Annotated in this window: 19 protein-coding genes; 9 read left to right on the top strand and 10 right to left on the bottom strand. The window is 70.4% G+C overall.

Annotation, left to right across the window (positions count from 1 at the left end; all coding sequences use genetic code 11):
* Window positions 1–2: 2 nt before the first annotated feature.
* A complete protein-coding gene (locus P2Q00_RS20010) occupies window positions 3–1,745 on the bottom strand; it encodes a pyruvate dehydrogenase (protein WP_275773959.1) in 1,743 nt (580 codons plus the stop codon).
* A 65-nt stretch (window positions 1,746–1,810) separates the two neighbouring features.
* Window positions 1,811–3,421 (bottom strand): protein phosphatase 2C domain-containing protein, encoded by a 1,611-nt coding sequence (locus P2Q00_RS20005; protein WP_275773958.1) that lies wholly within the window; start codon window positions 3,419–3,421, stop codon window positions 1,811–1,813.
* Window positions 3,422–3,689: 268 nt separating this feature from the next.
* On the opposite strand from P2Q00_RS20005, the gene P2Q00_RS20000 reads away from it, so the two are divergent.
* A complete protein-coding gene (locus P2Q00_RS20000; protein ID WP_275773957.1) occupies window positions 3,690–4,172 on the top strand; it encodes a DUF456 domain-containing protein in 483 nt (160 codons plus the stop codon).
* Between the two features lie 78 nt (window positions 4,173–4,250).
* A complete protein-coding gene (locus P2Q00_RS19995) occupies window positions 4,251–4,619 on the top strand; it encodes a PPOX class F420-dependent oxidoreductase (RefSeq protein ID WP_275773956.1) in 369 nt (122 codons plus the stop codon).
* Here the strand turns inward: P2Q00_RS19995 and P2Q00_RS19990 are convergent.
* Both P2Q00_RS19990 and rsgA read right to left on the bottom strand, forming a co-directional pair.
* Window positions 4,558–6,033: a DNA-3-methyladenine glycosylase 2 family protein gene (locus tag P2Q00_RS19990; RefSeq protein ID WP_275774031.1), complete on the bottom strand. Its 1,476-nt coding sequence runs from the start codon at window positions 6,031–6,033 to the stop codon at window positions 4,558–4,560. The two genes, P2Q00_RS19995 and P2Q00_RS19990, sit on opposite strands and share 62 nt — an antisense overlap.
* Window positions 6,034–6,269: 236 nt before the next feature.
* Entirely contained in the window at window positions 6,270–7,379 is a 1,110-nt protein-coding gene (rsgA, locus tag P2Q00_RS19985; protein ID WP_275773955.1) for a ribosome small subunit-dependent GTPase A, read from the bottom strand.
* A 363-nt stretch (window positions 7,380–7,742) separates the two neighbouring features.
* On the opposite strand from rsgA, the gene P2Q00_RS19980 reads away from it, so the two are divergent.
* The 4 genes from P2Q00_RS19980 to P2Q00_RS19965 all read left to right on the top strand — a co-directional run bounded on the left by P2Q00_RS19980 (window position 7,743) and on the right by P2Q00_RS19965 (window position 12,083).
* The gene (locus tag P2Q00_RS19980) at window positions 7,743–8,363 is read left to right on the top strand and encodes an ImmA/IrrE family metallo-endopeptidase (protein WP_275773954.1); all 621 of its coding nucleotides are present in this window, start codon (window positions 7,743–7,745) and stop codon (window positions 8,361–8,363) included.
* Entirely contained in the window at window positions 8,356–9,702 is a 1,347-nt protein-coding gene (locus P2Q00_RS19975; protein ID WP_275773953.1) for a DUF6545 domain-containing protein, read from the top strand. Before P2Q00_RS19980 ends, P2Q00_RS19975 begins: the two co-directional genes overlap by 8 nt.
* Before the next feature lie 120 nt (window positions 9,703–9,822).
* Window positions 9,823–11,094, top strand: a complete 1,272-nt coding sequence (locus P2Q00_RS19970) for an FAD-dependent monooxygenase family protein (protein WP_275773952.1) — start codon at window positions 9,823–9,825, stop codon at window positions 11,092–11,094.
* Window positions 11,095–11,135: 41 nt separating this feature from the next.
* Window positions 11,136–12,083 carry a squalene/phytoene synthase family protein gene (locus tag P2Q00_RS19965; RefSeq protein WP_275773951.1) on the top strand — a complete coding sequence of 316 codons (948 nt, stop codon included), beginning with the start codon at window positions 11,136–11,138 and terminating at the stop codon, window positions 12,081–12,083.
* A gap of 27 nt (window positions 12,084–12,110) precedes the next feature.
* Here the strand turns inward: P2Q00_RS19965 and P2Q00_RS19960 are convergent, their stop codons facing one another.
* Together P2Q00_RS19960 and P2Q00_RS19955 are read right to left on the bottom strand one after the other, a co-directional pair.
* Entirely contained in the window at window positions 12,111–12,836 is a 726-nt protein-coding gene (locus P2Q00_RS19960; RefSeq protein WP_275773950.1) for a helix-turn-helix domain-containing protein, read from the bottom strand.
* A 323-nt stretch (window positions 12,837–13,159) separates the two neighbouring features.
* Complete coding sequence (locus P2Q00_RS19955; RefSeq protein ID WP_275773949.1) at window positions 13,160–14,176, bottom strand: LacI family DNA-binding transcriptional regulator; 1,017 nt, start codon at window positions 14,174–14,176, stop codon at window positions 13,160–13,162.
* A 145-nt stretch (window positions 14,177–14,321) separates the two neighbouring features.
* Here P2Q00_RS19955 and P2Q00_RS19950 point away from each other — a divergent pair, with 145 nt between their 5' ends.
* Genes P2Q00_RS19950 through P2Q00_RS19940 form a run of 3 tightly spaced genes read left to right on the top strand, consistent with a single transcriptional unit; the run spans window position 14,322 to window position 17,200 of the window.
* Window positions 14,322–15,128 carry an ATP-binding cassette domain-containing protein gene (locus P2Q00_RS19950; RefSeq protein ID WP_275773948.1) on the top strand — a complete coding sequence of 269 codons (807 nt, stop codon included), beginning with the start codon at window positions 14,322–14,324 and terminating at the stop codon, window positions 15,126–15,128.
* Window positions 15,125–16,189, top strand: a complete 1,065-nt coding sequence (locus P2Q00_RS19945; RefSeq protein ID WP_275773947.1) for an ABC transporter permease — start codon at window positions 15,125–15,127, stop codon at window positions 16,187–16,189. Before P2Q00_RS19950 ends, P2Q00_RS19945 begins: the two co-directional genes overlap by 4 nt.
* Window positions 16,190–16,201: 12 nt before the next feature.
* Window positions 16,202–17,200, top strand: coding sequence for an ABC transporter substrate-binding protein (locus tag P2Q00_RS19940; RefSeq protein ID WP_275773946.1), 999 nt, complete (start codon window positions 16,202–16,204; stop codon window positions 17,198–17,200).
* Window positions 17,201–17,281: 81 nt separating this feature from the next.
* On the opposite strand, the gene P2Q00_RS19935 is transcribed toward P2Q00_RS19940, so the two are convergent.
* From P2Q00_RS19935 to P2Q00_RS19920, 4 genes are all read right to left on the bottom strand, one after another.
* Entirely contained in the window at window positions 17,282–18,757 is a 1,476-nt protein-coding gene (locus P2Q00_RS19935) for a cellulose binding domain-containing protein (protein ID WP_275773945.1), read from the bottom strand.
* A gap of 249 nt (window positions 18,758–19,006) precedes the next feature.
* Window positions 19,007–20,326, bottom strand: a complete 1,320-nt coding sequence (locus P2Q00_RS19930) for a radical SAM protein (protein ID WP_275773944.1) — start codon at window positions 20,324–20,326, stop codon at window positions 19,007–19,009.
* A 58-nt stretch (window positions 20,327–20,384) separates the two neighbouring features.
* Window positions 20,385–21,047 (bottom strand): pyridoxamine 5'-phosphate oxidase family protein, encoded by a 663-nt coding sequence (locus P2Q00_RS19925; RefSeq protein WP_275773943.1) that lies wholly within the window; start codon window positions 21,045–21,047, stop codon window positions 20,385–20,387.
* 89 nt (window positions 21,048–21,136) lie between these two features.
* The gene (locus P2Q00_RS19920) at window positions 21,137–22,144 is read right to left on the bottom strand and encodes a hydroxyacid dehydrogenase (RefSeq protein WP_275773942.1); all 1,008 of its coding nucleotides are present in this window, start codon (window positions 22,142–22,144) and stop codon (window positions 21,137–21,139) included.
* Window positions 22,145–22,300 lie beyond the last annotated feature (156 nt).

Below are 22,300 nucleotides of genomic sequence, written 5' to 3'. Positions count from 1 at the left end.
GCCTATGGCCGAGGCACGTTGCGGATGTTGGAGCGTGCCATCTGCAGCATCCGCCCGACCCCGCCGTCCAGCACGATCTTCGAGGCGGACAGGGCGAACCCGGTGACCATCTCCGCGCTGATCTTCGGCGGGATGGACAGGGCGTTGGGGTCGGTGACGATGTCGACGAGGGCCGGGCCCTTGTGCTTGAAGGCGTCCTTCAGGGCGCCGGCGAGGTCCTTGGGCTTCTCCACCCGCACCCCGTGGGCGCCGCAGGCGCGGGCGACGGCCGCGAAGTCGGGGTTCTTGTTGCCGGTGCCGTACGAGGGAAGTCCCGCGACCAGCATCTCCAACTCGACCATTCCCAGCGAGGAGTTGTTGAAGAGGACGACCTTCACCGGGAGGTCGTGCTGCACCAGGGTCAGGAAGTCGCCCATCAGCATGGAGAACCCGCCGTCCCCGGACATCGACACGACCTGGCGCCTGCGGTCGGTGAACTGGGCCCCGATCGCCATGGGCAGCGCGTTCGCCATCGAGCCATGGGAGAAGGAACCGATGATGCGGCGGCGGCCGTTGGGCGAGATGTAGCGGGCGGCCCAGACGTTGCACATCCCGGTGTCGACGGTGAACACCGCGTCGTCGTCGGCGAGTTCGTCGAGGACGGAGGCGACGTACTCGGGGTGGATGGGCACGTGCCGGTCGACCTTGCGCGTATAGGCCTTCACCACCCCTTCCAGCGCGTCCGCGTGCTTCTTGAGCATCCGGTCGAGGAAACGCCGGTTCTCCTTGGGCTTCACCCGTGGGATCAGACACCGAAGCGTCTCCCGTACGTCGCCCCACACGGCCAGGTCCAGTTTGGAGCGGCGGCCCAAGTGCTCGGGCCTGACGTCGACCTGGGCGATCCTGACGTCGTCGGGGAGGAACGCGTTGTACGGGAAGTCGGTGCCGAGCAGGATCAGCAGGTCGCACTCGTGGGTGGCCTCGTAGGCGGCGCCGTAGCCGAGCAGCCCGCTCATGCCGACGTCGTATTTGTTGTCGTACTGGATGTGCTCCTTCCCCCGCAGGGCGTGCCCCACCGGAGACTTGATCTTCTCCGCGAACTCCATGACCTCGGCATGCGCGCCCGCCGTGCCGCTGCCGCAGAACAGAGTGACCTTCTCGGCCTCATCGATCATCCGGACGAGGCGGTCGATCTCGGTGTCGCCGGGGCGGACCGTGGGCCGGGAGGTGACGAGGGCGGTCTCGGCGGCCTTGTCGGGGGCGGGCTGGTCGGCGATGTCGCCGGGGAGGGACACGACGCTGACGCCGCTCCTGCCGACGGCGTTCTGGATGGCGGTCTGCAGCAGCCGCGGCATCTGCTTGGGGTTGGAGATGAGTTCGCTGTAGTGGCTGCACTCGCGGAACAGCTGGTCGGGGTGGGTCTCCTGAAAATAGCCCAGGCCGATCTCACTCGACGGGATGTGCGAGGCGAGGGCGAGGACGGGTGCCATCGAACGGTGGGCGTCGTAGAGGCCGTTGATGAGGTGGAGGTTGCCGGGGCCGCAGGAACCGGCGCACGCGGTCAGCTTCCCGGTGATCTGCGCCTCCGCGCCGGCCGCGAAGGCGGCGGTCTCCTCGTGCCGGACGTGCACCCAGTCGATGGCGGCGTTGCGGCGTACGGCGTCCACGACCGGGTTGAGGCTGTCACCGACGACGCCGTAGAGGCGTTCGACCCCGGCGCGGACGAGGATGTCGACGAACTGTTCGGCGACGTTCTGCTTGGCCATGGCGCACTCATGCCCTTCGGTCTCCGAGGATTCCTCCGGGTTCCATGAATTCACAGCCCGAAGCCTCACGCCTCCCAAACGGCGGCGGCCGTACGGTCGTCCGCGTACCCCTTGACCCTGACCTGGGTGTCGGCGAGGAACGCGGCAAGGCCGGGCGGGGTGGGCCCGGACCACCGGGTGGTCAGATACCGGCACAGGTCGGGTTCGCCGCGCAACGGCTCCGCGAGGCCGCCGGTGCACATCAGGAGCGCGTCACCCGGGTGGGCTACGGAGGCGCGGAACCGGAAGGGCTCGCGGGACGGTTCGGGGGCGGGGTCGTACGGGCTCGGGGGCGTCGTGATCCCGAGGTCCATGGTGAGGCGGTCGCCCTCGGGTGTCTCGGGGGGCAGCGAGCCGAAGCCGACGACGGGTTCGCCGGTGACCTCGCTGACCCGTGGCTCGATGTCCTGCCAGTCGCCGTCGCGGAGGCGGAACAGTCCCCCGGCGCCCACACCGAAGAAGACGCGCGTACGGCACTCCGGGTCGGCGGGCAGGAGCAGACAGCGCAGGGTGGCCGCGTACTCCTCCGGCTCGATGCCCTGCTCGGCGGCGCTGGCGCGGAGTTTGCCGAGGCTGCGGTCGGTCAGGCGGTGCAGGCCCGACTTGAGGTCGCCGCGCCGGGCGGCCCTTATGTCCTCCGCGAGGCGGGCGTGACTGCGGCCGACGGCCCGGCCGATCCAGTGGCAGGCCTCGGCGGCCGCCCGGTGCGCACCCGGGGTTGCACGGGCGCCGGTGGCCATCGCCACCAGGATCAGCGCATGCTCGCCGGTGCCGAAGCGGGCGGTGAGGAGGGAGTCGCGGCGCGGCTCACCCCGGTACCGGGCGGAGTCCCCGCGCACGGAGACGGCCCGGAGGGTGCAGGCGCCGTAGCGGGCGCCGTCCAGCACGGTGTCCGCGACCAGATCGTCGAGGTCGTCGGGGTCGGCGGGCGGCAGCGCGGTGGGTTCGGCGTCGTAGGTGGGCGGGCCCGAGCCGACGTAGTCGACCGGGGCCGGGGGGAGGGGGGGGAGATCGAGATGGGTGGCCGTACGGGCGGGCGCGGAGCCCTGTAGGGGGTCGGCCTCGGGCGCCGGCGGGGTGGCGCGATGACGCGCGGCGTGCGCGAGCGGGCTGTCCGCGGCCACGGCCGAAGGTGCGTCCGCGGCATGGCGCGCTCGACGCTCAGCGGCAGGCGCCGCATCCGGGTCCGCCTGGCCCGCGGCGGCGGTCGGCGAGCCGTCCGGGGCGGGGGCTGCATCGGCCCCGTCCGGTGGTGTGGACGGCGGCGGAGGTGCCTCGGCGGGCATGCGCGACTCGGGGACCGTCGTGACGGGGTCTTCCGTGGAGGTGCGGCCGCCGGGCGCGGCCGGCGGGCGTTCCCAGGGTGCCCGCGGCTGGGCGAGCCCGGCGCGGGGCGGCGCCTGAGCCGCTTCCGCGTCCCCGGGGCGCTGCGCCGGAACCCCCGCTCCCGCGGCGAACCCCTCGTCCACGGCCTCCGCCCCGGCATCGGCACCCACGGCCCCGGCCACCGACGCGAACCGGTCGTCCACGGTGTCGGGCGCGGGTGCGGGACCCGTGTCCCCGGTCGAGTCGTCGTCGTACAGCTGCCCCCACCAGTCGTCCTCATGACCGGTGGGACTTCCCCCCTGCTGGCTCATGCCCCTAATTGTCCACCGCATGGGCCGTATGAAAACGGGGCATCAGGAAAAACCGGCACGGCCCTCCGCGTCGGGTGACTCGTCGAACGACCGTGCGAAGCGAAGTCGCCGGGCAGCTCCACCCCCCACGGGAGAACCGCCCGGCGACACCGCCCCGAGTGTGACCCATTTCCCTGGAGATCAGCTGTGAGCCGTACCGCACACCTCGGGCCCTCCATGGCTGACCTGCTGACCTGCGTCCGGTCCTCAGCTCCGGCACTCTGGTCAGATGGGAGTGTGGGACCTCCTGCTGGTCGGACTGGTCCTCCTGCTCGGCCTGTGCGGAGTACTGGTGCCCGGGGTGCCGGGATCGTGGCTGGTGTGGGCCGCGGTCCTGTGGTGGGCGCTGAAGGACACCCAGCCGGTGTCCTGGTGGATCCTGGTCGGCGCCACCCTCGCGCTGTTCCTCTCGCAGGTGGTGCGCTGGGCGCTGCCGCCCAGACGACTGCGCGCGAGCGGCGCCACCCCCCGAATGGGGGTGTACGCGGGGGCGGGCGCGTTCCTCGGCTTCGTCCTGATACCGGTGCTGGGCGCGATCCCCGGCTTCATGGGCGGCATCTACCTCTGCGAACGCCGCCGCCTCGGCGGACACGGCGAGGCGATGGCGGCGCTCCGCACGGCAATGCGCGAGGGCGGCTCGAGCGTGCTGGCGGAGCTGTTCACCTGTCTGCTGATCGCGGGGGCGTGGCTGGGTGCGGTGATCTGGGGCTGACGTAGGGCGGAGGAACTAGGGCCGGACTAGGCCGAGGATCCGATGTGCGGGGCGGGGCAGACGTGTTTCGCTGCTGCCATGACCGAATTCAGCGAGGCCGAGCGCGCGTACCTGAAGTCGCAGCGGCTGGGGCGGCTGGCCACCGTCGACCCGCACGGGCAGCCGCAGGCCAACCCGGTCGGCTTCTTCCCGCAGGAGGACGGCACCATCCTGATCGGCGGCTACGCCATGGGCACCACCAAGAAGTGGCGCAACCTCCGGCAGAACCCGAAGGTCGCCCTGGTCGTCGACGACATCGCGAGCGTACGCCCATGGAAGGTGCGCGGCGTCGACATCCGCGGCGAGGCCGAACTCCTCACCGGACCGCACGAGTTGGGCCCGCACTTCAGCGAGGAGCTGATCCGGATCCATCCGCGGCGGATCCACAGCTGGGGGCTTGAGGAGTAGCGCCGAACGGGCCCTGGCCGACGCGCTCCCCTGCCGCGCGCAGATGTTGCAGGGCATACGAGCGCCAGGGGCGCCAGCTGTCGGGAACGTCCGGGCCGGGCGGGCCGACGTCCGGATCGCCGAGCGCCCTGGTGCGGATCACGGCGACCGTGGCCGCGTCCAGGCCGGGCACGGCGAGCAGCGCGGCCTCGGCGTCGTCGCGGTCGGCGCCCGGGTCCAGGCGTACGGTGCCGTCGGCGAGGGCGGCGGTGAGCGCGCCCAGGGTGCCGTGCGGTTCGGCCTCCGCGAGGACGGCAGGCTCGGGAAACAGACGGGTGAGGCTGCCGTACGGCGCGTCGAGCGCCTTCCCGTACCGCTGTACGAGCCGCTCGGCCTGCGCCCGCCCCACCAGCGCCCGCACGGCCAGTTCCTCGGGATCGGCGGCCCCCGGCGACCGCAGCCCCGGCCGTGCGGCCACCAGCGGCGCAAGTCGCCCATCACCGCCGAGCCGCTCGTCGACGGCGTACGGATCGGCGTCGAGATCGAAGAGCCGCCGCAGCCGCCCCACGGCAGTGGTCAGATCACGGGGATCGGTGAGATGCAGCCGGGCGTCCAGCCAGCCGCCGGGATGAGCACCGGACGCGGACCTGACCGCACCCGGCCGCTCGTCGACGACGCCGATGCCGGTGCCGTGCGGAAGGCGGAGGGTACGCCGGTACGTCCGCCGCCCGCGCACCCCGCCCACCTCCTCCACCCCGGCCACGGCCTCGTCAGCCAGCAGATCGAAGACGGCACCGGCCTGGTACGGCCCCCGGTGGGCGAGCCGCAGCGGAATCCCCGACGCCGGGGCGGCCACACGCCGTCCGGCCCGGCCGCCCCTGGGCGCGGAGGCCCGCAGCTCGCTCGGCGTCGACGCGTAGACATCCCGGATCGTGTCGTTGAACTGCCGCACACTGGCGAACCCGGACGCGAACGCGATCTCCGTGATCGGCAGCTCCGTCGTCTGCACCAGGACCCGCGCGGTATGCGCACGCTGAGCCCGGGCGAGAGCGACGGGCCCGGCACCGAGCTCGCCGGTGAGCTGCCGCTGCACCTGCCGAGCGCTGTACCCGAGCCGCGCGGCAAGCCCCGCGACACCTTCCCGGTCGACGACCCCGTCCCCGATCAGCCGCATGGCCCGCCCCACGACATCCGCCCGCACGTTCCACTCGGCCGACCCCGGCACGGCGTCGGGCCGACACCGCCGACAGGCCCGGAACCCCGAGCCCTGCGCGGCGGCGGCCGTGGCAAAAAAGCGGACGTTACGCCGCTTCGGCGTCACAGCCGGACAACTGGGCCGGCAGTAGATCCCGGTCGTCTCGACGGCGAAGAAGAACTCCCCGTCGAACCGGGCATCCCGACTCCGCACGGCTTCGAACCTGCTGTCTTCGTCCATCACACCATCCAGTCTCCGCCGCACCGGATTGCCGGACTAGCGGAAATCGGACGTGAAGCTGAACCGCCGCCCGGCACCTTCAGCCCCGTCCAGCATTTTCAACGCCGTCCAGCATTCTCAGCGCCGCCCGGCATTCTCAGCCCGTCCGGCGTTTGAGGACGAGGCCGTTCAGGCCGAAGCGGGGGCCTGGGGGCGGCAGCCCCCAGGGACGGCACCCCCAACCGCCGGCGCCACCCTCACCGCCGCCGCCCCCGCTTCAGCTCCATAGCCGCCCGCCCGGCGGCACCCTTCCGCTTCCACTCCCGCCGAAGCTCCGCCCGGACCCGCGCATCGGTCTTGGCCACGATCCACTGGTTCTCCCGCATCAGCTTCCGGTAGCTCTCCAACCGCCGTACCGAAAGCTCTCCGCTCTCCACAGCGGAGCGCACCGCACAGCCGGGCTCCGCCTCATGCGCGCAGTCCTGGAACCGGCACCCCTGAGCCAGTTCCTCGATCTCGGAGAACACCTGCCCGACCCCGCTCTCGGCGTCCCACAGACCGACCCCCCTCAGCCCGGGCGTGTCGATCAGAACACCCCCGCCCGGGAGGGCGAGGAGGTTGCGGGTGGTCGTCGTATGACGGCCCTTGCCGTCGGCGTCCCGCGTGGCCTGTACATCCATCACGTCCACGCCGACGAGCGCGTTCGCGAGGGTCGACTTGCCCGCGCCGGACTGCCCGAGCAGCACGGACGTACCGCCGGAGACGGTGGCGACGAGGACGTCGAGCCCGTCGCCGTCCATGGCACTGACGGGAAGGACCGTGACCCCCGGCGCCGAGAGCTCCACGTCCTGGACGAGATGCGCGCGCGTCACCGCGTCCGGTACGAGGTCGGCCTTGGTGAGGACGACGAGCGGCTGGGCGCCCGACTCCCAGGCCAGGGCCAGGAACCGTTCGATGCGGCCGAGGTCGAGCTCGGCGGCGAGGGAGACGGCCACGATCGCGTGGTCGACATTGGCGGCGAGGATCTGCCCCTCGGACCGCTTGGAGGAGGTGGAGCGCACGAAGGCGGTACGGCGCGGCAGATACGTGCGTACGTAGCGGGGGTTGCCCCCGGGTTCGACGGCGACCCAGTCACCGGTGCACACGACCCGCATCGGGTCGTGCGGGGTGACGAACGCGGTGTCGGCCCGCACCACCCCGTCGGCGGTGACCACGTCGCACTGGCCGCGGTCGACCCGGATCACCCGCCCGGGCAGCAGACCTTCGGTGTCGTACGGGGCGAACTCGTCCGCCCATGCCTCGTCCCAGCCGTAGGGAGCAAGCGCGGAGAAAGCAGCGAAAACAGCGGAAGCGGAGCTGGAAGTCAAGGGTGACCCTTCACAAGGGCGGCCCCGGCGAAAGGAGTTGAGAAGTCGAGGTCAGCCGGTGGCCACGGAGGTGGACTTGATGATCTGGATGCGGACAGCGCTCATCGCAAAGACAGCCATCGGTCAACACCTCCCAAACATGCCAAGTCACCCGCGGCAACCCCGAGTCGCCGCTCGAACAGAACCGACCCTAGAGACGCCTGGGCCGCGACGCCATCGAATTACGGCGACCCCCACTTGACCTTCCCAATCTATAGTTGACGACGCGTTGGTCGACACGCGTTGAACCACTGTCCGGGTCCGGTGACTTGAACGCGGTTTCCGGGGTGTGGTCGGGGCAGGGTGAGGAGAACGGATGACGGGGTGCACCGCACATCGACCGGCCTGCGAGAGCCGATGGTGAGGACGGGCCGTCGGCAACCGGAGTGGTCACGTTGGATCGGCACGGTCAGGGAAGAGTTCGCCATACGCCGCGAAACCCACGCGGCTGCCCGGCAGCTCCGCAGAGATTTGGGCCTCTCCAGCGTCCAGAGCATCGACGGTCTGGTGGAGCTGGTCGCCGAGCGGCGCGGCAACCCCATCGCTGTACTGTACATCGACATGCCGCCCACCGTCAGTGCGTTCTCCCTTGCCACCCCTGACCACGACTACATCGCAGTCGACGAGTACGCCAGCGAACTCACCCAGGTGAACTCCATCGCCCACGAACTGGGGCATTTCCTCTTCGACAAGGCGGAGGACGTCAGGGTGCCCGTCGAGGCGGGCAACGGCAGCCCGCTGACAAGGGAGTTGGCGGTTCAGCTCACACCGGCGCTCAACCCCGACACGGTCACCGCCTTCTTCCAGCGGTCCCACTACGACTCGCCGGTCGAGCGAAAGGTCGAGGCCTTCGCCACGGTGGCACTGGACCGCAAGATCGCGCTCCGAGAGGCCGACGCACATGGCCTCGCCTTCAGCTTCACCCACCGGAGGACCGGTGTCTGAGAGCAGCGCGACCACGGTCTATCTGGTCATCGGCTCCCTCCATCTGACGATCGCCCTCTGGAAGGCCTCGGCCCTCGTCCGTTCCCCTTCTCTCGGGCTGGGCCTGCAGGTCGCCACCCACGGACTGGGCGGCATCGTCTATGTGGTCGCCTCGCCTTTCGGGTACCGGAGCCTCGGTTCGGCGACCGGTCAACCGTGGTTCCCCACGCTGCCGATCTATCTGGGCATCCTGTTGTGCTTCGGGACGCAGCACCTGTTGACGATCCTGTGGACCCCGTCCCGGTCGGATCAGCCGTCGCGGGTCCCGCGGCAGATCGTGGCCTGGGCGGTCGCCTACGGCATCTCCTTCGCGGTCATGGTCGTCGCGTTTGTGACCACGGATTTCGGCGGACCGGCCGATCCGCTCAAGTTCAATACCGACGAGGTGCACCATCCGCAGGTGCAGGTCTTCCTCGCTGTGTTTCTGACCATGCTCACCTGCGGAACGGTGCACACCTGGCGTCGCACGCGACGTGCCCGGGCCGACGACAAGGCGATCATGCACTCCGTCCGCTGGTACGGGCGCAGCATGCTCGTGACGTCCGGGTACGTGGTGTGCTCGGCGCCCGCAGCCGCAGCCGCTGCCCTCGGCCACCACCAACTCGACGACGTGGGGGTGCTGGGCTCCGCCTTCGGCGTCGTGGGATCCATCATGACCTGCTACGGAGTCTCCGGAGCGGCGTTGAGCAAGTGGCTCGGCGAACGCCGGGACATCGCGGTCCTGCAGCCGTTGTGGGATCTGGTCGTCGCAGGGGTCGACCAGGAGCTGTCTCTGGGGGCGGGGCAGCGCCGGCCGGATCACCGGCAGGCCTCGGCCGGTCCCGGGCGGTCCAAGCCGAATCGCTTCTTCAATGTCCGGTGGACACTTCATCGACGAGTGATCGAGATCCTCGACGGAATCCGGCAGCTGGAACGGCGCGCCTGGATCAGCGACTTGCCGACGCAGGCGGTCGAGAGTCTGCACGACGAGGCCATGAAGACCGACGCCCTGAGAAGCCGGCTGGGCCTAGGGCGGAAGGGCCTGTCCCCTCATGAACTCGAAGCCGCCGTCACGGCCGCGGTCCTGCGTGACGCGGTGGAACGCCTTCAGGCGGCAGGCTCTGACGGCGCGGCACCGGCCGCTTCCGGCGGGCCCGTGCTGTTCGCCCCGGGAAAGAAGACGCCCGCCGCCCAGGAGAGGACCCGCCTGGTGCGCGTGGCCCGAGCGCTCCGCTCGCCTCTGGTGGAGTCATCGCTGCAGGTGGTCCATTCTGCCCGGGAGGGCGAAGGCGTTCCCGGGACTCGCGCAGCGGCACTGTAGTGTCCGGTCCGGTCGCGCTTCTCAGTGACCGACCCATTCGAACGGAGCTGAGCCGTCACGGGCTCGGAGGGGAGCCCCGTGCAACGGGCAGTTGTGCTTGGCGGAAGCTTCGCGGGTCTGTTGGCAGCCCGTGTGTTGAGCGACTTCGCCGAAGAGGTCGTCATCGTGGAACCGGACCAACTCGACGATGAGGCAACCGGCCCGGGCGCACCGCACCGGCACCAGTTGCACGCCCTGCTCGCCATGGGGCATGCGCAGCTGGAACGCTGGTTTCCCGGCATCACCGGGGAGTTGACCGCGGGCGGTGCCCAGCTCGGCAGCGGCCGAGCGGTCCGGTTCTATGTCGACGGCAGGCCGCGCCCTCCATTGGACGACGTCGAAATGCTCGGCGCCACACGCCCGTTCATCGAGCGCACCGTACGACGGCGTACGCGGGAGCTGCCCCATGTGCGCTTCCTCGCCGGCCGCGGCCAGGGACTCCTGGTGCGGGGCGACCGCGTGTGCGGCGTCCGCTACGCCCCGGCCGGGCACGAGCACGAGACGACGCTCGCCGCCGATCTCGTCGTCGATGCCATGGGCCGGTCGAGCCGCCTGAGCAGTTGGCTCGGCCAGGAGGGCTGGCCCGTACCGCCTGTGGAGCGGATGCGGATCGACCTCGGGTACGCGACGGCCGCCTTCCACCGGGGCAGCGAACTCCCGGGGACAGTGATCGCGCACTCCACCCCAGGACCCGAGAGCGGCTACCAGCCCGCGTGCTGCGAACCCGGAGCGCTCGCGGCGGTCGAGAACAGCCGGTGGACGGTCGTCCTGGCGGGTTACGCCGGTCAACGACCCACCAGGGACCCACGGGAGTTCATCGCCAGAATGCGCCGTTGCGTCGCCCCGCTGCGGGAGGTCGCCGAGCACTGCGAGCTTCAGGGCGACGTCGGCACCTTCCACTTCCGCGAGAGCCGACGCCGACTGTTCCGCGCGACCAGTCGCTTCCCGGGCGGACTGGTCGCGGTGGGCGATGCCATGGCCTCCGTCAACCCGGTCTACGGGCAAGGGCTCACCCTCGCGACTCTGCAGGCCCATGCGCTCGCCATGTACCTGCGCTCCGGAGCCGCGCCGCACGCCCCGGCCTGGGACTACTTCTGTCGCGCGGACGTCTTCATCGACGCCGGGTGGAAACTGTCGACCACCGCCGACCTGGCCCAGCCCCACGTCACCGGCCCCTATCCACGCGGTTATCCCCTGATCCGCTGGGTGGGCGACAAGATCACACAGGCATCGGTCCGGGATCCCGAGATCAACCGCGTCTACATGGACGTCCTCCACATGCGACGGCACCCGCGCACCCTCACCCGCGCCCATGTCCTGCTGCGCACGGCGCGCGTCCTCCTGGACCGCTGACCGTCCGTGCCCGTACCGGAACCACCAACCGAAGGAGAACAGTGTCCCGATGGCCCGCGGCCCTGACCGAGGCCGGCATCACTGACCCGACGCTGCGGCGAGCCTACGACGACCAGCGCGACCTGGTACGGAAGTTCGCCCTCCACCAGTATCTCGCCACCCGGCTGCTGCTCCCCGCGAAGCTCCATCCGTCCGTCGTCGCCCTGGTCTCCTTCATGCACGAGACCGACGAGCGGATCGACGCCGGAGAGGTCGGCGCCCGCAAGGAAGCGCTGGGTTCATGGCACCGTGAGGTCGGGGCGGCACTCGACGCGGGCTCCGGCCCGGGGGCTCCCGAGTCCGCTCTGCTCCGGGCGCTCGCCGACACCGCACGCCGATGCCCGGACACGGCTGCACGCGTGCATGACTTCCTGGACGGGGCGCCCGTCGAGGCCGAATGGACCGGCTTCGACAGCGAGGCCGACTACCAGGCCTACATCGACAGTTACTCGCTGCCCGCCCTGATGCTCACCGCGTCGCTGGTCGCGCCGGCGCCGAAGGCAGATGGGGACGAGCTGTTCCTCCAGGGATGCCGGGCGCTGATCGAGGGGTGGCAGCGCATCGACTTCCTGGACGATCTGGCCGAGGACGCCGAGCAGGGCCGTATCGGCATCGCACGCGAGGAACTGGACCGGTACGGGCTGACCTTCGAGGATCTGCGAAGCAAGTCGCAGGCATGCGTTCCCGCGCTGGGGCGGCTGGTCGGCGCGCAGGCCGATCTCGCCGAGACCGCGCTCACCGCGTGCCGGGGACTGCCCGATCTGGTCGACGCGCCCTACCGGCCGTTCCTGCGGGCCCTGATCTCCCTTCAGGTTCTGCATCTTCAGGCCGTACGACGCAAGGGAGGTTCCCTCCTGCACGGCGGGGCGCGACCGTCGATCCCGGCCGCCCTCGGCGTCCTGGCGCGGCAGTACCGCGCCGCGCGAAGGGTGCGGCGCCTGTCGAGGTGACGGGCGGTCTCCCCGGGCCGACTGTCGTCAGTCGTCGTGCTTGGCGAGGCCTACTGCACTTCTGAGGATGCCCATCACGCTTCTGCGGTGTTTGGCCGGCAACGAGCGCATGGTGGCGGCGAGTTCGCTGAGTTCGGGGTCCTCGTCGCCACCGTCCGCAGCCGCCGGCGCCTGGGACGCGCGCTGGGCCGTTTCGACCACTTGGTGGATCGCCGCCTGCAACTGCCGTGACAACTGGTCGCTGCCGGCCGACACGCTTCCCCGCAGCGCCACGCGCTCCACCCGCCGGCCCTTGAGTTCGGCGATCAGCCGTGCCTGCTCCAGAACGGGCTCAAGGGCCGTCAGCAGTGCCGTCTTCGGTCCGAGCGTGAAGAAGCCCGGGGCGTCGAAGAACTCCGCCAGGTCCTTGCTGACGTCGAATCCCGGGTTGCGCGAGCCGTTCAACAGGTTGGTGATCGTCGACTTGGCCACCCCGACGGCATCGGCGACCTCCTGGAACGTGTGCTTACGGCCGTTCTCCTTGAGCCTGGTGTCCAGGAGGAACCGCAGGCGGTCCTTGAAGGGCAGGTCGACCTCGTCGAGGCTGACGGAGTCCCCCGCGAAGAGTTTGCGCACCGTCGCCTCGGCGATGCCCGTTTCATCGGTGAGCCGGTCGAAGTTGATCACCTCGATGGTGTGGCCCAGTTCCTCGAGCTCCGCCTTGATCGATGCCAGGGCCGCCGCAACGTCCTCCACCCCGGTGGTGCTCTCCATAAAAAGGCGGTCTCCTGCCTCGTCGTCGGTACACCCGCGTGGGCGGCGCACAGAAGGTTAGCGCCAGTGAGGCGCACCCCGCACCAGACGGGTCACATTTGTAGCCCATCGGGAGCCTCAATGGAATGGTCGAGGTGTCAATTGACATCCATGAGTAGGTGCAGCATGATCCCTGATCGTGACGGAGCGCCGACCGCCGGAGAGGTACGGCCCCCGCACATCACCGACAGCAGTCTCCCGACGCCCGCCCCCGAAGCTCCGACGGTCACACCGCCACAGGGGAGCGGTGTGGCCGTCGGGTCGGTCACAGCCCCCGCAGCCGCTCAACTCCCCCGCCCCGCAAAGGGCCCCGGCACCTCCCCCGACCCCCGCCTGATCAGTTCCGTAGGCATGACGACCGTGCGGGGCGGTGACGTGTCGCCGTGGATACGGGCGAACAGCAGGTGTGCGGCCGTGGTCGCGAGGGCGACGGGGTCCTGGGCGATGACGGTGACGGGCGGGGTCAGCCGGGCGGCGAGCGGGAAGTCGTCGAAGGCGATGAAGGCGATCTCAGGGGGCAGCACGGTCAGGGCGCCGAAGGCGAGGTTCTCGTTGTCGGCGAGGAGGGCCGTGGGAGGGTCCGGGGAGGCGAGGAGAGCCGTGACGGCCTCGGCGGCGGAGGGGGCCGAGCGCAGGCCGTGGCGGGCGAGCCCCGGGACGGTGTCGAGGCCCGCGGCCTCCAGTGCCGCCCGGTAGCCGCGGTGACGCTCGCCATTGGTCCAGATGTCCTGCCGGCCGCCGAGGTAGCCGATGCGGCGGTGGCCGTGGGCGATCAGATGCCGTACGGCCCCCTCGACCGCGGCGGAGTTGTCCACCACCACGGTGTCCGCCTCCAGGCCCGGTGCCGCCCGGTCCACGCACACGATCTTGGTGCCCTGTGCCTGGGCGGGCCGCAGGAAACGGTGGCTGCCCGCGGCCGGGGTGAGGATGAGGCCGTCGACGCGGCGGGCGGTGAAGGCGGCGACGACCTCGCGCTCCCGGCGGGGGTCGGCACGGCTGGAGCCGATGAGCACCACGCTGCCGCGCCGGCGGGCGACATCCTCGGCGGCCGAGGCCACGGCGGCCATGAAGGGGTCGGCAACGTTGTCGACCAACAGGCCTATGGTCTGGCTCGGTTGGTCCGCGCGGCGCAGCTGCCGGGCCAACTCGTCACGCTGATAGCCCAGTTTGCGCACGGCGGCCTCGACTCGCGCGGCGGTGTGCGGCGCCACGCTCCCCTCGCCATTGACCACCCGGGACACCGTCATCGCGCTGACGCCCGCCTCTGCGGCGACGTCCTTCATCGTGGGGCGGCCGACCACGCCGCAGTCCTCCTCGGCAGTCGGGCGGGCACCTGCGGGGCGCGTGTGCAACCTTTGAGATCCGGTTCACACACGACCCTTGACGCCCACTCATGGGGCTCCCAGAATCGACGAACTGTTAACGATACCAACGCGAAGGCACAACATGGCCTCTGCAAGGGAACCACTTCTCGCGGCGCACGGCGTGGTCAAGCGTTTCGGTCACGTCCAGGCGCTGCAGGGCGCCGACTTCACGGCGTACGCGGGCGAGGTCGTCGCCCTGATCGGCGACAACGGCGCAGGCAAGTCGACTCTGGTGAATGTCCTGTCGGGCGTGCTCGCCCCCGACGAGGGCGAAGTGCGGGTGGCGGGACAGGCCGTGCGGTTCGGCGGGCCGATGGACGCGCAGCGGCACGGACTTGAGACCGTCTATCAGGATCTGTCGCTCGCGCCGGATCTGGATGCGGCGGCCAATCTGTATCTGGGCAGGGAGGTTGTGCGCGGCGGACTGCTGGGCCGGCTCGGTGTGCTCGACCGGTCCGCGATGCGGCGGGAGGCGGTCAGGGCGTTCGCCGAACTGGGCGTGGAGCTGAAAGATGTGACGGCTCCTGTGACAACGTTGTCCGGCGGTCAACGACAGTCGGTCGCCGTGGCGCGTGCGGTCGCGTTCGCGAACAAGGTCATCTTCATGGACGAGCCGACGGCCGCGCTGGGTGTCATACAGCGCGCCCGGGTCCTGGAGACCGTGCGCAGGGTCGCCGACCGGGGCATCTGTGTCGTGCTGATCAGTCACAACATGCCCGAGGTGCTGTCGGTCTCGGACCGGGTGGAGGTGCTGCGGCTCGGCCGGCGGGTCGCCTCGTTCACGGCGGCGGAGACCACGATCGAGGAGCTCGTCGGGGCCATGACCGGGTCGCTGGACGAACCCGCCCAGCAGAACGGGTCGTCGAGGAAAGCGGAGGACGGGCGATGACCGCCGACAGCAAGGAAGTCCGGCCGGCCGCGGCCCAGCAGCAGGAACCGCCCGCGTCGGGAGGGGCGCGCGGGGCCGTACCCGACTGGTTGCGGCGGGCGGCCGGGATCAGCGAACTGTGGACCTTCGTGATCCTCGTGGTGCTGGTCGCGTTCTTCACCATCGCCGCACCGGGGAAGTTCTTCACGCAGTACGACCTCACGCAGATCGCCGTGAACGCGGCCATCTATCTGGTGCTGGGCGTCGGCATGACGTTCGTGATCATCACGGCGGGGATCGATCTGTCGATCGGGTCGGTGCTCGTGCTGGCCGCGGTGGCCGCGGGCGAGTACAACATCCACCATGGCGGGCCCAACGCCGGCTGGGGCACGGTCGCGGTCTGCGTGGTCATCGCCCTTGCGGTGGGCGCCGGTTGGGGCGTGCTGCAAGGGGCGGTGGTGGCGACCGGGAAGGTGCCGCCGCTGATCGTGACCCTCGGCGGTCTGGGAGCGGCGCTGGGGATCGCCGAACTCGCCACCGGGGGCCAGGACCCGGCCGGTGCGGCGGCCACGCATCTGCAGAACAGCCTCGGCTTCGGCAAGGTGCTCGGCATTCCGTGGCTGGTGGTGCTCGCCGCGGTGGTGACCGCAGTGTTCGGCCTGGTGTTGGGCGCGACGCGGTTCGGCACGCACACCCTGGCGATCGGCTCCAATCCGACTGCCGTACGACGTGCGGGAGTTGGCGTGGGACGACACCTCGTGAAGGTGTACGGGCTGATGGGCCTGCTGGCCGGGCTCGGCGCGGTGATGTGGCTGGCGTCGTACGGCACCACGTCGATCGCCGGGCACTCCACCGACAACCTGAAGGTGATCACGGCCGTGGTGCTCGGCGGCACCAGCCTCTTCGGCGGGCGCGGATCGGTGCTGGGCACCGTGATCGGTGTGTTCATCCCGGCCGTGCTCACCACCGGACTGATCGTCATCGGCGTTCAGCAGTACTGGCAGGACGTCGCGGTGGGCGTGGTGCTCGTCGCGGCCGTCTACGTCGACCAGATGCGCAGGAAGACCCGAGAGCAAGCTTAAGGAGATGTCTCGATGTTGAGCATTCGCAGCAGGCGCAGCGCACTGGTCGCCGCCGGCACCGTACTGGCCCTCACCGGGGCCGCCGCGTGCAGTTCGTCCAGCGGTGGAGGGTCCGGGTCGTCGGGCGGTGCCGCGCACAAGAAGGTGCGGCTGATCACCGGTGTGAAGAGCGACCCCTTCTACATCACCATGACCTGTGCGGCCAAGACGGAGGCCAAGGCCAAGGGCATGGACTTCGGCGCGGACGGTTCCGCGCAGTGGGACGTGTCGGTGCAGCGCCCGCTCCTGGATTCGGTGGCGGCCTCCCGGCCCGACGGGCTGATGATCTCGCCGGTGGACACCAGCGCGCTCACGCCGTCGCTGAAGCAGATCCAGTCGGCCGGCACCAAGGTGGCGCTCGTCGACACCACGGTCACGGACTCCTCGATCGGCCTCACCCGTATATCGTCCGACAACGAGAAGGGCGGCCGGGTCGCCGCCGACGCGCTCGCCAAGCTGATGGGCGAGAAGGGCTCGGCGATCGTGATCAGCGTCAAGCCCGGCGTCTCCACAACGGACGCCCGGATCAAGGGCTTCACGAAGGAGATGAAGAAGTACCCCAAGATCAAGATGCTGCCCACGCTCTACGACAACGACCTGCCGGCCACCGCCGCCTCCCAGATCCAGTCGACGCTGGCGGCCCACCCCGACCTGGGCGGCGTCTTCGCGGGTAACACCAACACCGGCCAGGGCATCGCCACCGGTCTCAAGCAGGCAGGCAAGGAAGGCGCGGTGAAGGTCGCCGCCTTCGACGCCGAGCCCGACGAGGTCGCCTCGCTCAAGGCGGGCACGCTCCAGGTCCTGGTCGCCCAGGACCCGGCGTCGATCGGCAAGGAGGCCGTCGACCAGCTGGCCGCCGCCTTCGAGGGCAAGTCCGTCCAGAAGTCGATCGGCACCAACATGGTCGCCATCACCAAGGCGAACATGAACGACCCGTCGGTCAGCAAGTACTTCTACAAGTCGGGCTGCTGAGCGGCAGACGCAGTCGACGACCGGGTGACTCAGGCGAGTTCACCCGGTCGGGCCGCCCCTTACGGGCAGGCAGCCCGTCCCTCAACTCTTCGTGCAGCTCTGCCCGTTGAGCGTGAAGTCGTACGGCGAGGTGTTCTTGCCCTGCCAGGACCCGAGGAAGCCGAAGGTGATCGTGCCGTCGGCGGGGACGGCCTTGTTGTAGTCGGCGGCGGTCGCGGTGACCCGGGAGCCGTTCTGGGCGACGCTCGCGTCCCACATCTGGCCGACCTTCTGGCCGTCCCGGAAGGTCCAGGCGACGCGCCAGGTGTCGAGGGCGTCGGCGGTGGTGACGGTGACGGTCGCCTGGAACCCGTCGGTCCACTGGCTGACCACGTCGTAGGCGACCTCGCAGATGGCGGGCGCGCTCTTGCCGGGATCCGGAGCGCTGCTCGCCGTGGACGAGGAGGTGCCCTGGGGTTCTTGGTCGGAGTTCTTGTTCCCGCCGCGCTTCGGCGAGGTGGTTGACCGTGTCGCGGTCGGGGAGGCGCTCTTCGGCGACGAGGTGACCGACGGCAGGGACGGGCGCGGGGCGGCCACGGGGCTGCTGTCGGTCGGTGCGTCGCCGGCGGCGGCATCGTTCTCGCTGCCGCCGAACGGCATCATCGACGCCGCCAGCGCCAGCAGCGACACCATGGCGGCGGCCACGAGCAGCCCGCCCCGCACTACGCGGGCGCGGTCCGTACCGGTCTTCGGTTCGCCGCCGTCCCCGGCCTCGGGGCGCCCGGCGCCGAGGCGCACCTCGGCCGCCCGGCGGCGGCGCTCCAGGTAGGCGAGGCCGCCCCAGCCGATCACACCGCCGGCGAGGGCGGCGGGCAGTCCGGCGCCCTGCGGGCGCAGACAGGCGGCGGCCTCCGCGCAGTCCACACAGGTGGCGAGGTGCCGTGAGAGGTCCGGTGGGATGTCGGCGGCGGGCGACCTGGTGATCGCGTCGAGGAGGCGTGCATAGCTGCGGCACTGCGCGTCCATCGGCGTGTCGAGGTGGTTGCGATGGCAGCGGTCCCTGAACAGGCCCCGTACCTGGGCGAGTTCGTCGCCGACCAGGGCCGGGTCCAGGCCGAGGCGACGGGCCACCACGGACCGGGGCAGCGCCTCCACCTCGGCCAGCCACAGCAGCGCCGCATCCGGTTCCTGCAGGTCGCGCAGGCCGCGCAGGGCGATCGGGCGTTGCAGCGGGGGGCCGGTGTAGCGGGCGGCCTTGTCCGAGTTGAGCCACAGGCGCAGGTCGGGGTCGAGGTCGTGGCCCTGTCCGCCGGTCTCCCAGGCCGCCGCCGTGGTGCGTACGGCGGTCAGCAGCAGCGGGATCACGGGGAGTCGGGGCGAGCGGCGGCCGTTGCTCCGGGCGCTTGAGGTCTCGGCGGCGCGGACCTCGCGCATACCGAGCGCGAACGCCTCCGTGGCCAGCTGAGTGGCCGCGGCGGCGCCGGCGGTGCACAGATCGGCGTAGGAAAGCACCGCGTCCCAGCACTCGGAGAACAGCGCGGCCTCGGCGGAGTCCTTCGGGGTCGGCAGGTCGGGCATGAGTCTCCTGCATCCACAAGCGAGGTCAACTCACCATGACGGCAAAGGAGTTGGGGGGAACCTCGCGGCAGGACAGGAGCCTTTCACGTTTTCAACACAACTGACAAGCGCTGTGTTCAGTTGTCGTGTTCAGTTGTCCTGACAGAACCTGGCAGAACCCTGTGCACCGGCCGCGAGCCACAACTCCGGCCTCTTGTACGGACGGAGACCGCGTTTGACTCACGGCACCCGGCCGTCACTCCCGTCGACTCACACCTCTGCCGCCTCCTGCGCCGGAAGGCTGTCCATGAACGAGCTGACGGAGAAGACCGCGCGACCGGGTCCGGGCGGGCCGTAGCCGGGAGGCGAGGACAGACCGAAGTCCTCCATCGTCTGGCGATAGGCCTGCAGCAGCCGGATGTGGTACTCCAGCGGCGCGCCGTTCGGGTTGGCCTTGCCGAGCGGGGTGGTCGGCTCGGGGCACCAGGTGGTGAAGCGGGGCGTGATGCCCTGCGACATGAAGAAGCGCAGGCCCTCGGTGGTCGACTCGATCGCCTCGTCGACGGTCTTGAAGCCGAAGGGCTCGGCCATCTCCACGCCCGCCACGAAGTTGGGGATCACGTTGCGGGCGCCGAAGATCTCCGCCGAGTCCAGGATCCGCCTGTGCCACTCGTCGCGGCCGACGTAACGCTCCTTGCCCGGGCAGTACATCTTGAAGAGGTACTCGTCCCACACCTCGTAGTTGGGGTGGTAGATCTGCACGCCGTAGTCCTTGAACCGCTGCACGTCGTCGCGCGGCAGCGCCTGGGCGACTACCTTGCCGATCCAGCGCCCCGGGAAGCGTTCCTCGATGGCCTTGGCGTAGTGGCCGTAGAAGTCGGCCTCGTCGCGCCCGGAGACGGTCTTGGTGATCGCGCCGCCGGTGAGGGTGTAGGCGGTGGACGCCTTCGCGGTGTCGTAGCGATCGATGATCTCAAGCGCTTCCAGGACCTCCTCCACGTCCTTCACGCCCGTGTACGGCCGCCCGGCCGCCTTGTGCTGGCGCCAGTTGTGGTTGATGTCGCAGTACTGGCACTCCTCCTTGGCGCCGAAGTACTGGCAGACCCGGAAGACGGTGAGGTAGATGAGATAGCCCCACTGGATGGTCGGGGCGACCTCCATGACCGACTTCCCGTTGGAGAGCTTGTGCCGGTAGTACTCCGGCATGGGCGGCACACCGACATCGGCGATGCGCTTGCCGTCGAGGTAGAGGCCGAGCACACCCTCGTCGTCGGCGGCGACGCGGTAGGGCGAGGTCGGGTTCACGCGCACGGAGACCACGGTGCGGCGCAGGTCGTACGGGCCACCGGTGAGGATGATCTCCTCCGGCGGGCGCCTGAGCGCGGCCTCGCCGAGCTCGGGCAGGGTGCCGTGGTCGAAGGAGAAGATGAAGTACGACTTCGGCTTGACCTCGCCGGACTCGTTGTCGCTCAGCGCGGACGGGTCGAAGGCCACGCCTCCACGCAGCAGGTCCTCTTTGAAGACGGCTTCCCGCGGTACGTGCGGGAACCGCTCCATCAGATCCTCGACCAGTGCGGTACGGCTGCCCATCCCGACTCTCCTTCCGGCTCAGGCGTTCGACTCCCCACCGTATGCCTCCGCTCGGACATCAGCCGTGCCGGGTCCCCTCGCGGCGCGCGATGTGTCCGGGTATGAGGATCTCCGACGGTAGCGCCGGGTCGGGTTCGGGGGCGCCCCAGGCCGAGGTCAGGGGCAGGGTTCCGGCCCACAGGCCCAGCTCGGCATCGGGGCCGTCGCCGTCGTCGGGGGCGCCGGTACGGATCTTGACGGAGGCCTCTTCGAGGGAGAGCGCGAGGAGAGTCGTGGCGGCGAGTTCCTTGCGACTGGGCTGCCGGGCGTACGACCACTGGCCCGGCGCGGCATGCTCGGTGAGGAGCCGCAGGCCCTCCAGCTTCTCCTCGGGGTCGGTGACCTTGCGGGCCTCGCCGTGGATCATCGCGCTGCGGTAGTTGACGCCGTGCTCGAAGACCGAGCGGGCGAGGACCAAGCCGTCGATGTGCGTGACGGTGACGCACACGGGGATGCCACCGGCCAGGCTGCGGCTGGCCACCGAGCCGTGGACGTACAGCTGCCGCTCGTCCCGCCCGTAGACCGTCGGCACGACCAGCGGTCGCCCGTCGACCACCACACCCAGGTGGCAGACGAACCCCGCGTCGAGAATCGCTTCGAGGTCGGCCCGGTCGAGGCTGCCCTGCTCGCGGAGGCGGCGGTGGCGGGTGAGGTCGGTCTCAGGGAGTGGTCCGAGCGTCATACCGGTGGACGCTACCGATATCGCAGCTGCAACACCAGAGAATTACGGATAACCCCGCGACGCGTGCAGCGATCTACGAAATCCGCAGCTCAGGCTTCCCGCTCCCACGCCCCCGGATCCACCGGATGGGCCAGATTCCCGCCCGTCAGCAGACGTGCGGCCTCCTCGGCGACCGTGATGCCGAGGCGGGACAGCTCGTTGCCCTGGGAGCCCGCGAGGTGCGGGGTGACGAAGGCGTTCGGGAGGTCGTAGAGGGGGGAGTCCGCGGGGAGGGGCTCGGGGTCGGTGACGTCGAGGACGGCGTTCAGGCGACCGGTGCGGAGCTCGTCGACCAGGGCGTCTTGGTCGACCAGGCCGCCGCGCGCGGTGTTGATCAGGGTCGCTCCGTCGGGCATCAGGGCGAGTTCCCGACGGCCGATCAGGTGGTGGGTCTCGGGGGTCTCGGGCGCGTGGATGGTGACTATGTCCGAGGTGTGCAGCAGGTCGTCCAACGGCAGCAGCGGTACGCCGAGTTCGGCCGCCCGGAGCTCGGTGACGTACGGGTCGGTGAGACTCACGCACAGGTCGAAGGGGGCCAGCAGTTCAACGACGCGGCGGCCGATCCGGGAGGCGCCGATCACGCCGACGCGGCGGCCGTGATTGCCGATGCCGGGGAGGATGCCCCAGCCGGGGTGGGCCCGTTCGGTGCGCAGGCGTTCCCGGGCGCCGAGGAGGTCCTTCCCGGCGAGCAGGATCATCGCGAGGGTGTACTCGGCGACCGGCAGCGCGTTGGCGTCGACCGCCGAGGAGACCACGATGCCGCGCCGCCAGACCTCCGGCGCGGCGAAGCCCTTGACCGAGCCGGCCGAGTGCAGGACGGCGCGCAACCCGGGCGCCGCGTCGAGGACGACCGCATCCAGGCGGGGGCAGCCCCAGCCGGTGACCAGGATCTCGGTGCGGGCGAGCACCTTCCGGACGCGCGGATCGGCGAAGTCCTCGGCGACCAGGTCCGGGTCGATGTCCACCGTCTCCCGCAGCCGCGCGAAGACCTCCGGCGGGAAGACGAGCGGCAGGTTCGCGGCGGTCATGGCGAACAGCGCCTGGGGACGCTCAGGCAAGGGGGTGACCCTCCGGCTTCGTCGGAAACTTGCAGAAAACGCTCTCTAAGCTAAGCGGTCCCGGTGCAGTACCGCGCCCCGCAAGGGGCGCCGGGCTGTGACATCAGCGGCTCCGCCGCGGGGCGCGACCAGCCCCCACCGGGGTGCAGGTTCTAG

This window comes from Streptomyces coacervatus, assembly GCF_029223485.1.
GTDB classification, from domain to species: domain Bacteria; phylum Actinomycetota; class Actinomycetes; order Streptomycetales; family Streptomycetaceae; genus Streptomyces; species Streptomyces coacervatus.
The sequence above is the reverse complement of the archived record's forward strand: the minus strand, read 5'-3'. Positions and strand labels throughout refer to the sequence as shown.

What these genes read in the sequence shown, in the direction of transcription:
- P2Q00_RS19990 (WP_275774031.1), bottom strand. Translation starts at nt 6,033, where the DNA reads ATGGACGAAGACAGCAGGTTCGAAGCCGTGCGGAGTCGGGATGCCCGG.
- P2Q00_RS20000 (WP_275773957.1), top strand. Translation starts at nt 3,690, where the DNA reads ATGGGAGTGTGGGACCTCCTGCTGGTCGGACTGGTCCTCCTGCTCGGC.
- P2Q00_RS19925 (WP_275773943.1), bottom strand. Translation starts at nt 21,047, where the DNA reads ATGACGCTCGGACCACTCCCTGAGACCGACCTCACCCGCCACCGCCGC.
- P2Q00_RS19940 (WP_275773946.1), top strand. Translation starts at nt 16,202, where the DNA reads ATGTTGAGCATTCGCAGCAGGCGCAGCGCACTGGTCGCCGCCGGCACC.
- P2Q00_RS19935 (WP_275773945.1), bottom strand. Translation starts at nt 18,757, where the DNA reads ATGCCCGACCTGCCGACCCCGAAGGACTCCGCCGAGGCCGCGCTGTTC.
- P2Q00_RS19995 (WP_275773956.1), top strand. Translation starts at nt 4,251, where the DNA reads ATGACCGAATTCAGCGAGGCCGAGCGCGCGTACCTGAAGTCGCAGCGG.
- P2Q00_RS19930 (WP_275773944.1), bottom strand. Translation starts at nt 20,326, where the DNA reads ATGGGCAGCCGTACCGCACTGGTCGAGGATCTGATGGAGCGGTTCCCG.
- P2Q00_RS19945 (WP_275773947.1), top strand. Translation starts at nt 15,125, where the DNA reads ATGACCGCCGACAGCAAGGAAGTCCGGCCGGCCGCGGCCCAGCAGCAG.
- P2Q00_RS20005 (WP_275773958.1), bottom strand. Translation starts at nt 3,421, where the DNA reads ATGAGCCAGCAGGGGGGAAGTCCCACCGGTCATGAGGACGACTGGTGG.
- P2Q00_RS20010 (WP_275773959.1), bottom strand. Translation starts at nt 1,745, where the DNA reads ATGGCCAAGCAGAACGTCGCCGAACAGTTCGTCGACATCCTCGTCCGC.
- P2Q00_RS19960 (WP_275773950.1), bottom strand. Translation starts at nt 12,836, where the DNA reads ATGGAGAGCACCACCGGGGTGGAGGACGTTGCGGCGGCCCTGGCATCG.
- P2Q00_RS19950 (WP_275773948.1), top strand. Translation starts at nt 14,322, where the DNA reads ATGGCCTCTGCAAGGGAACCACTTCTCGCGGCGCACGGCGTGGTCAAG.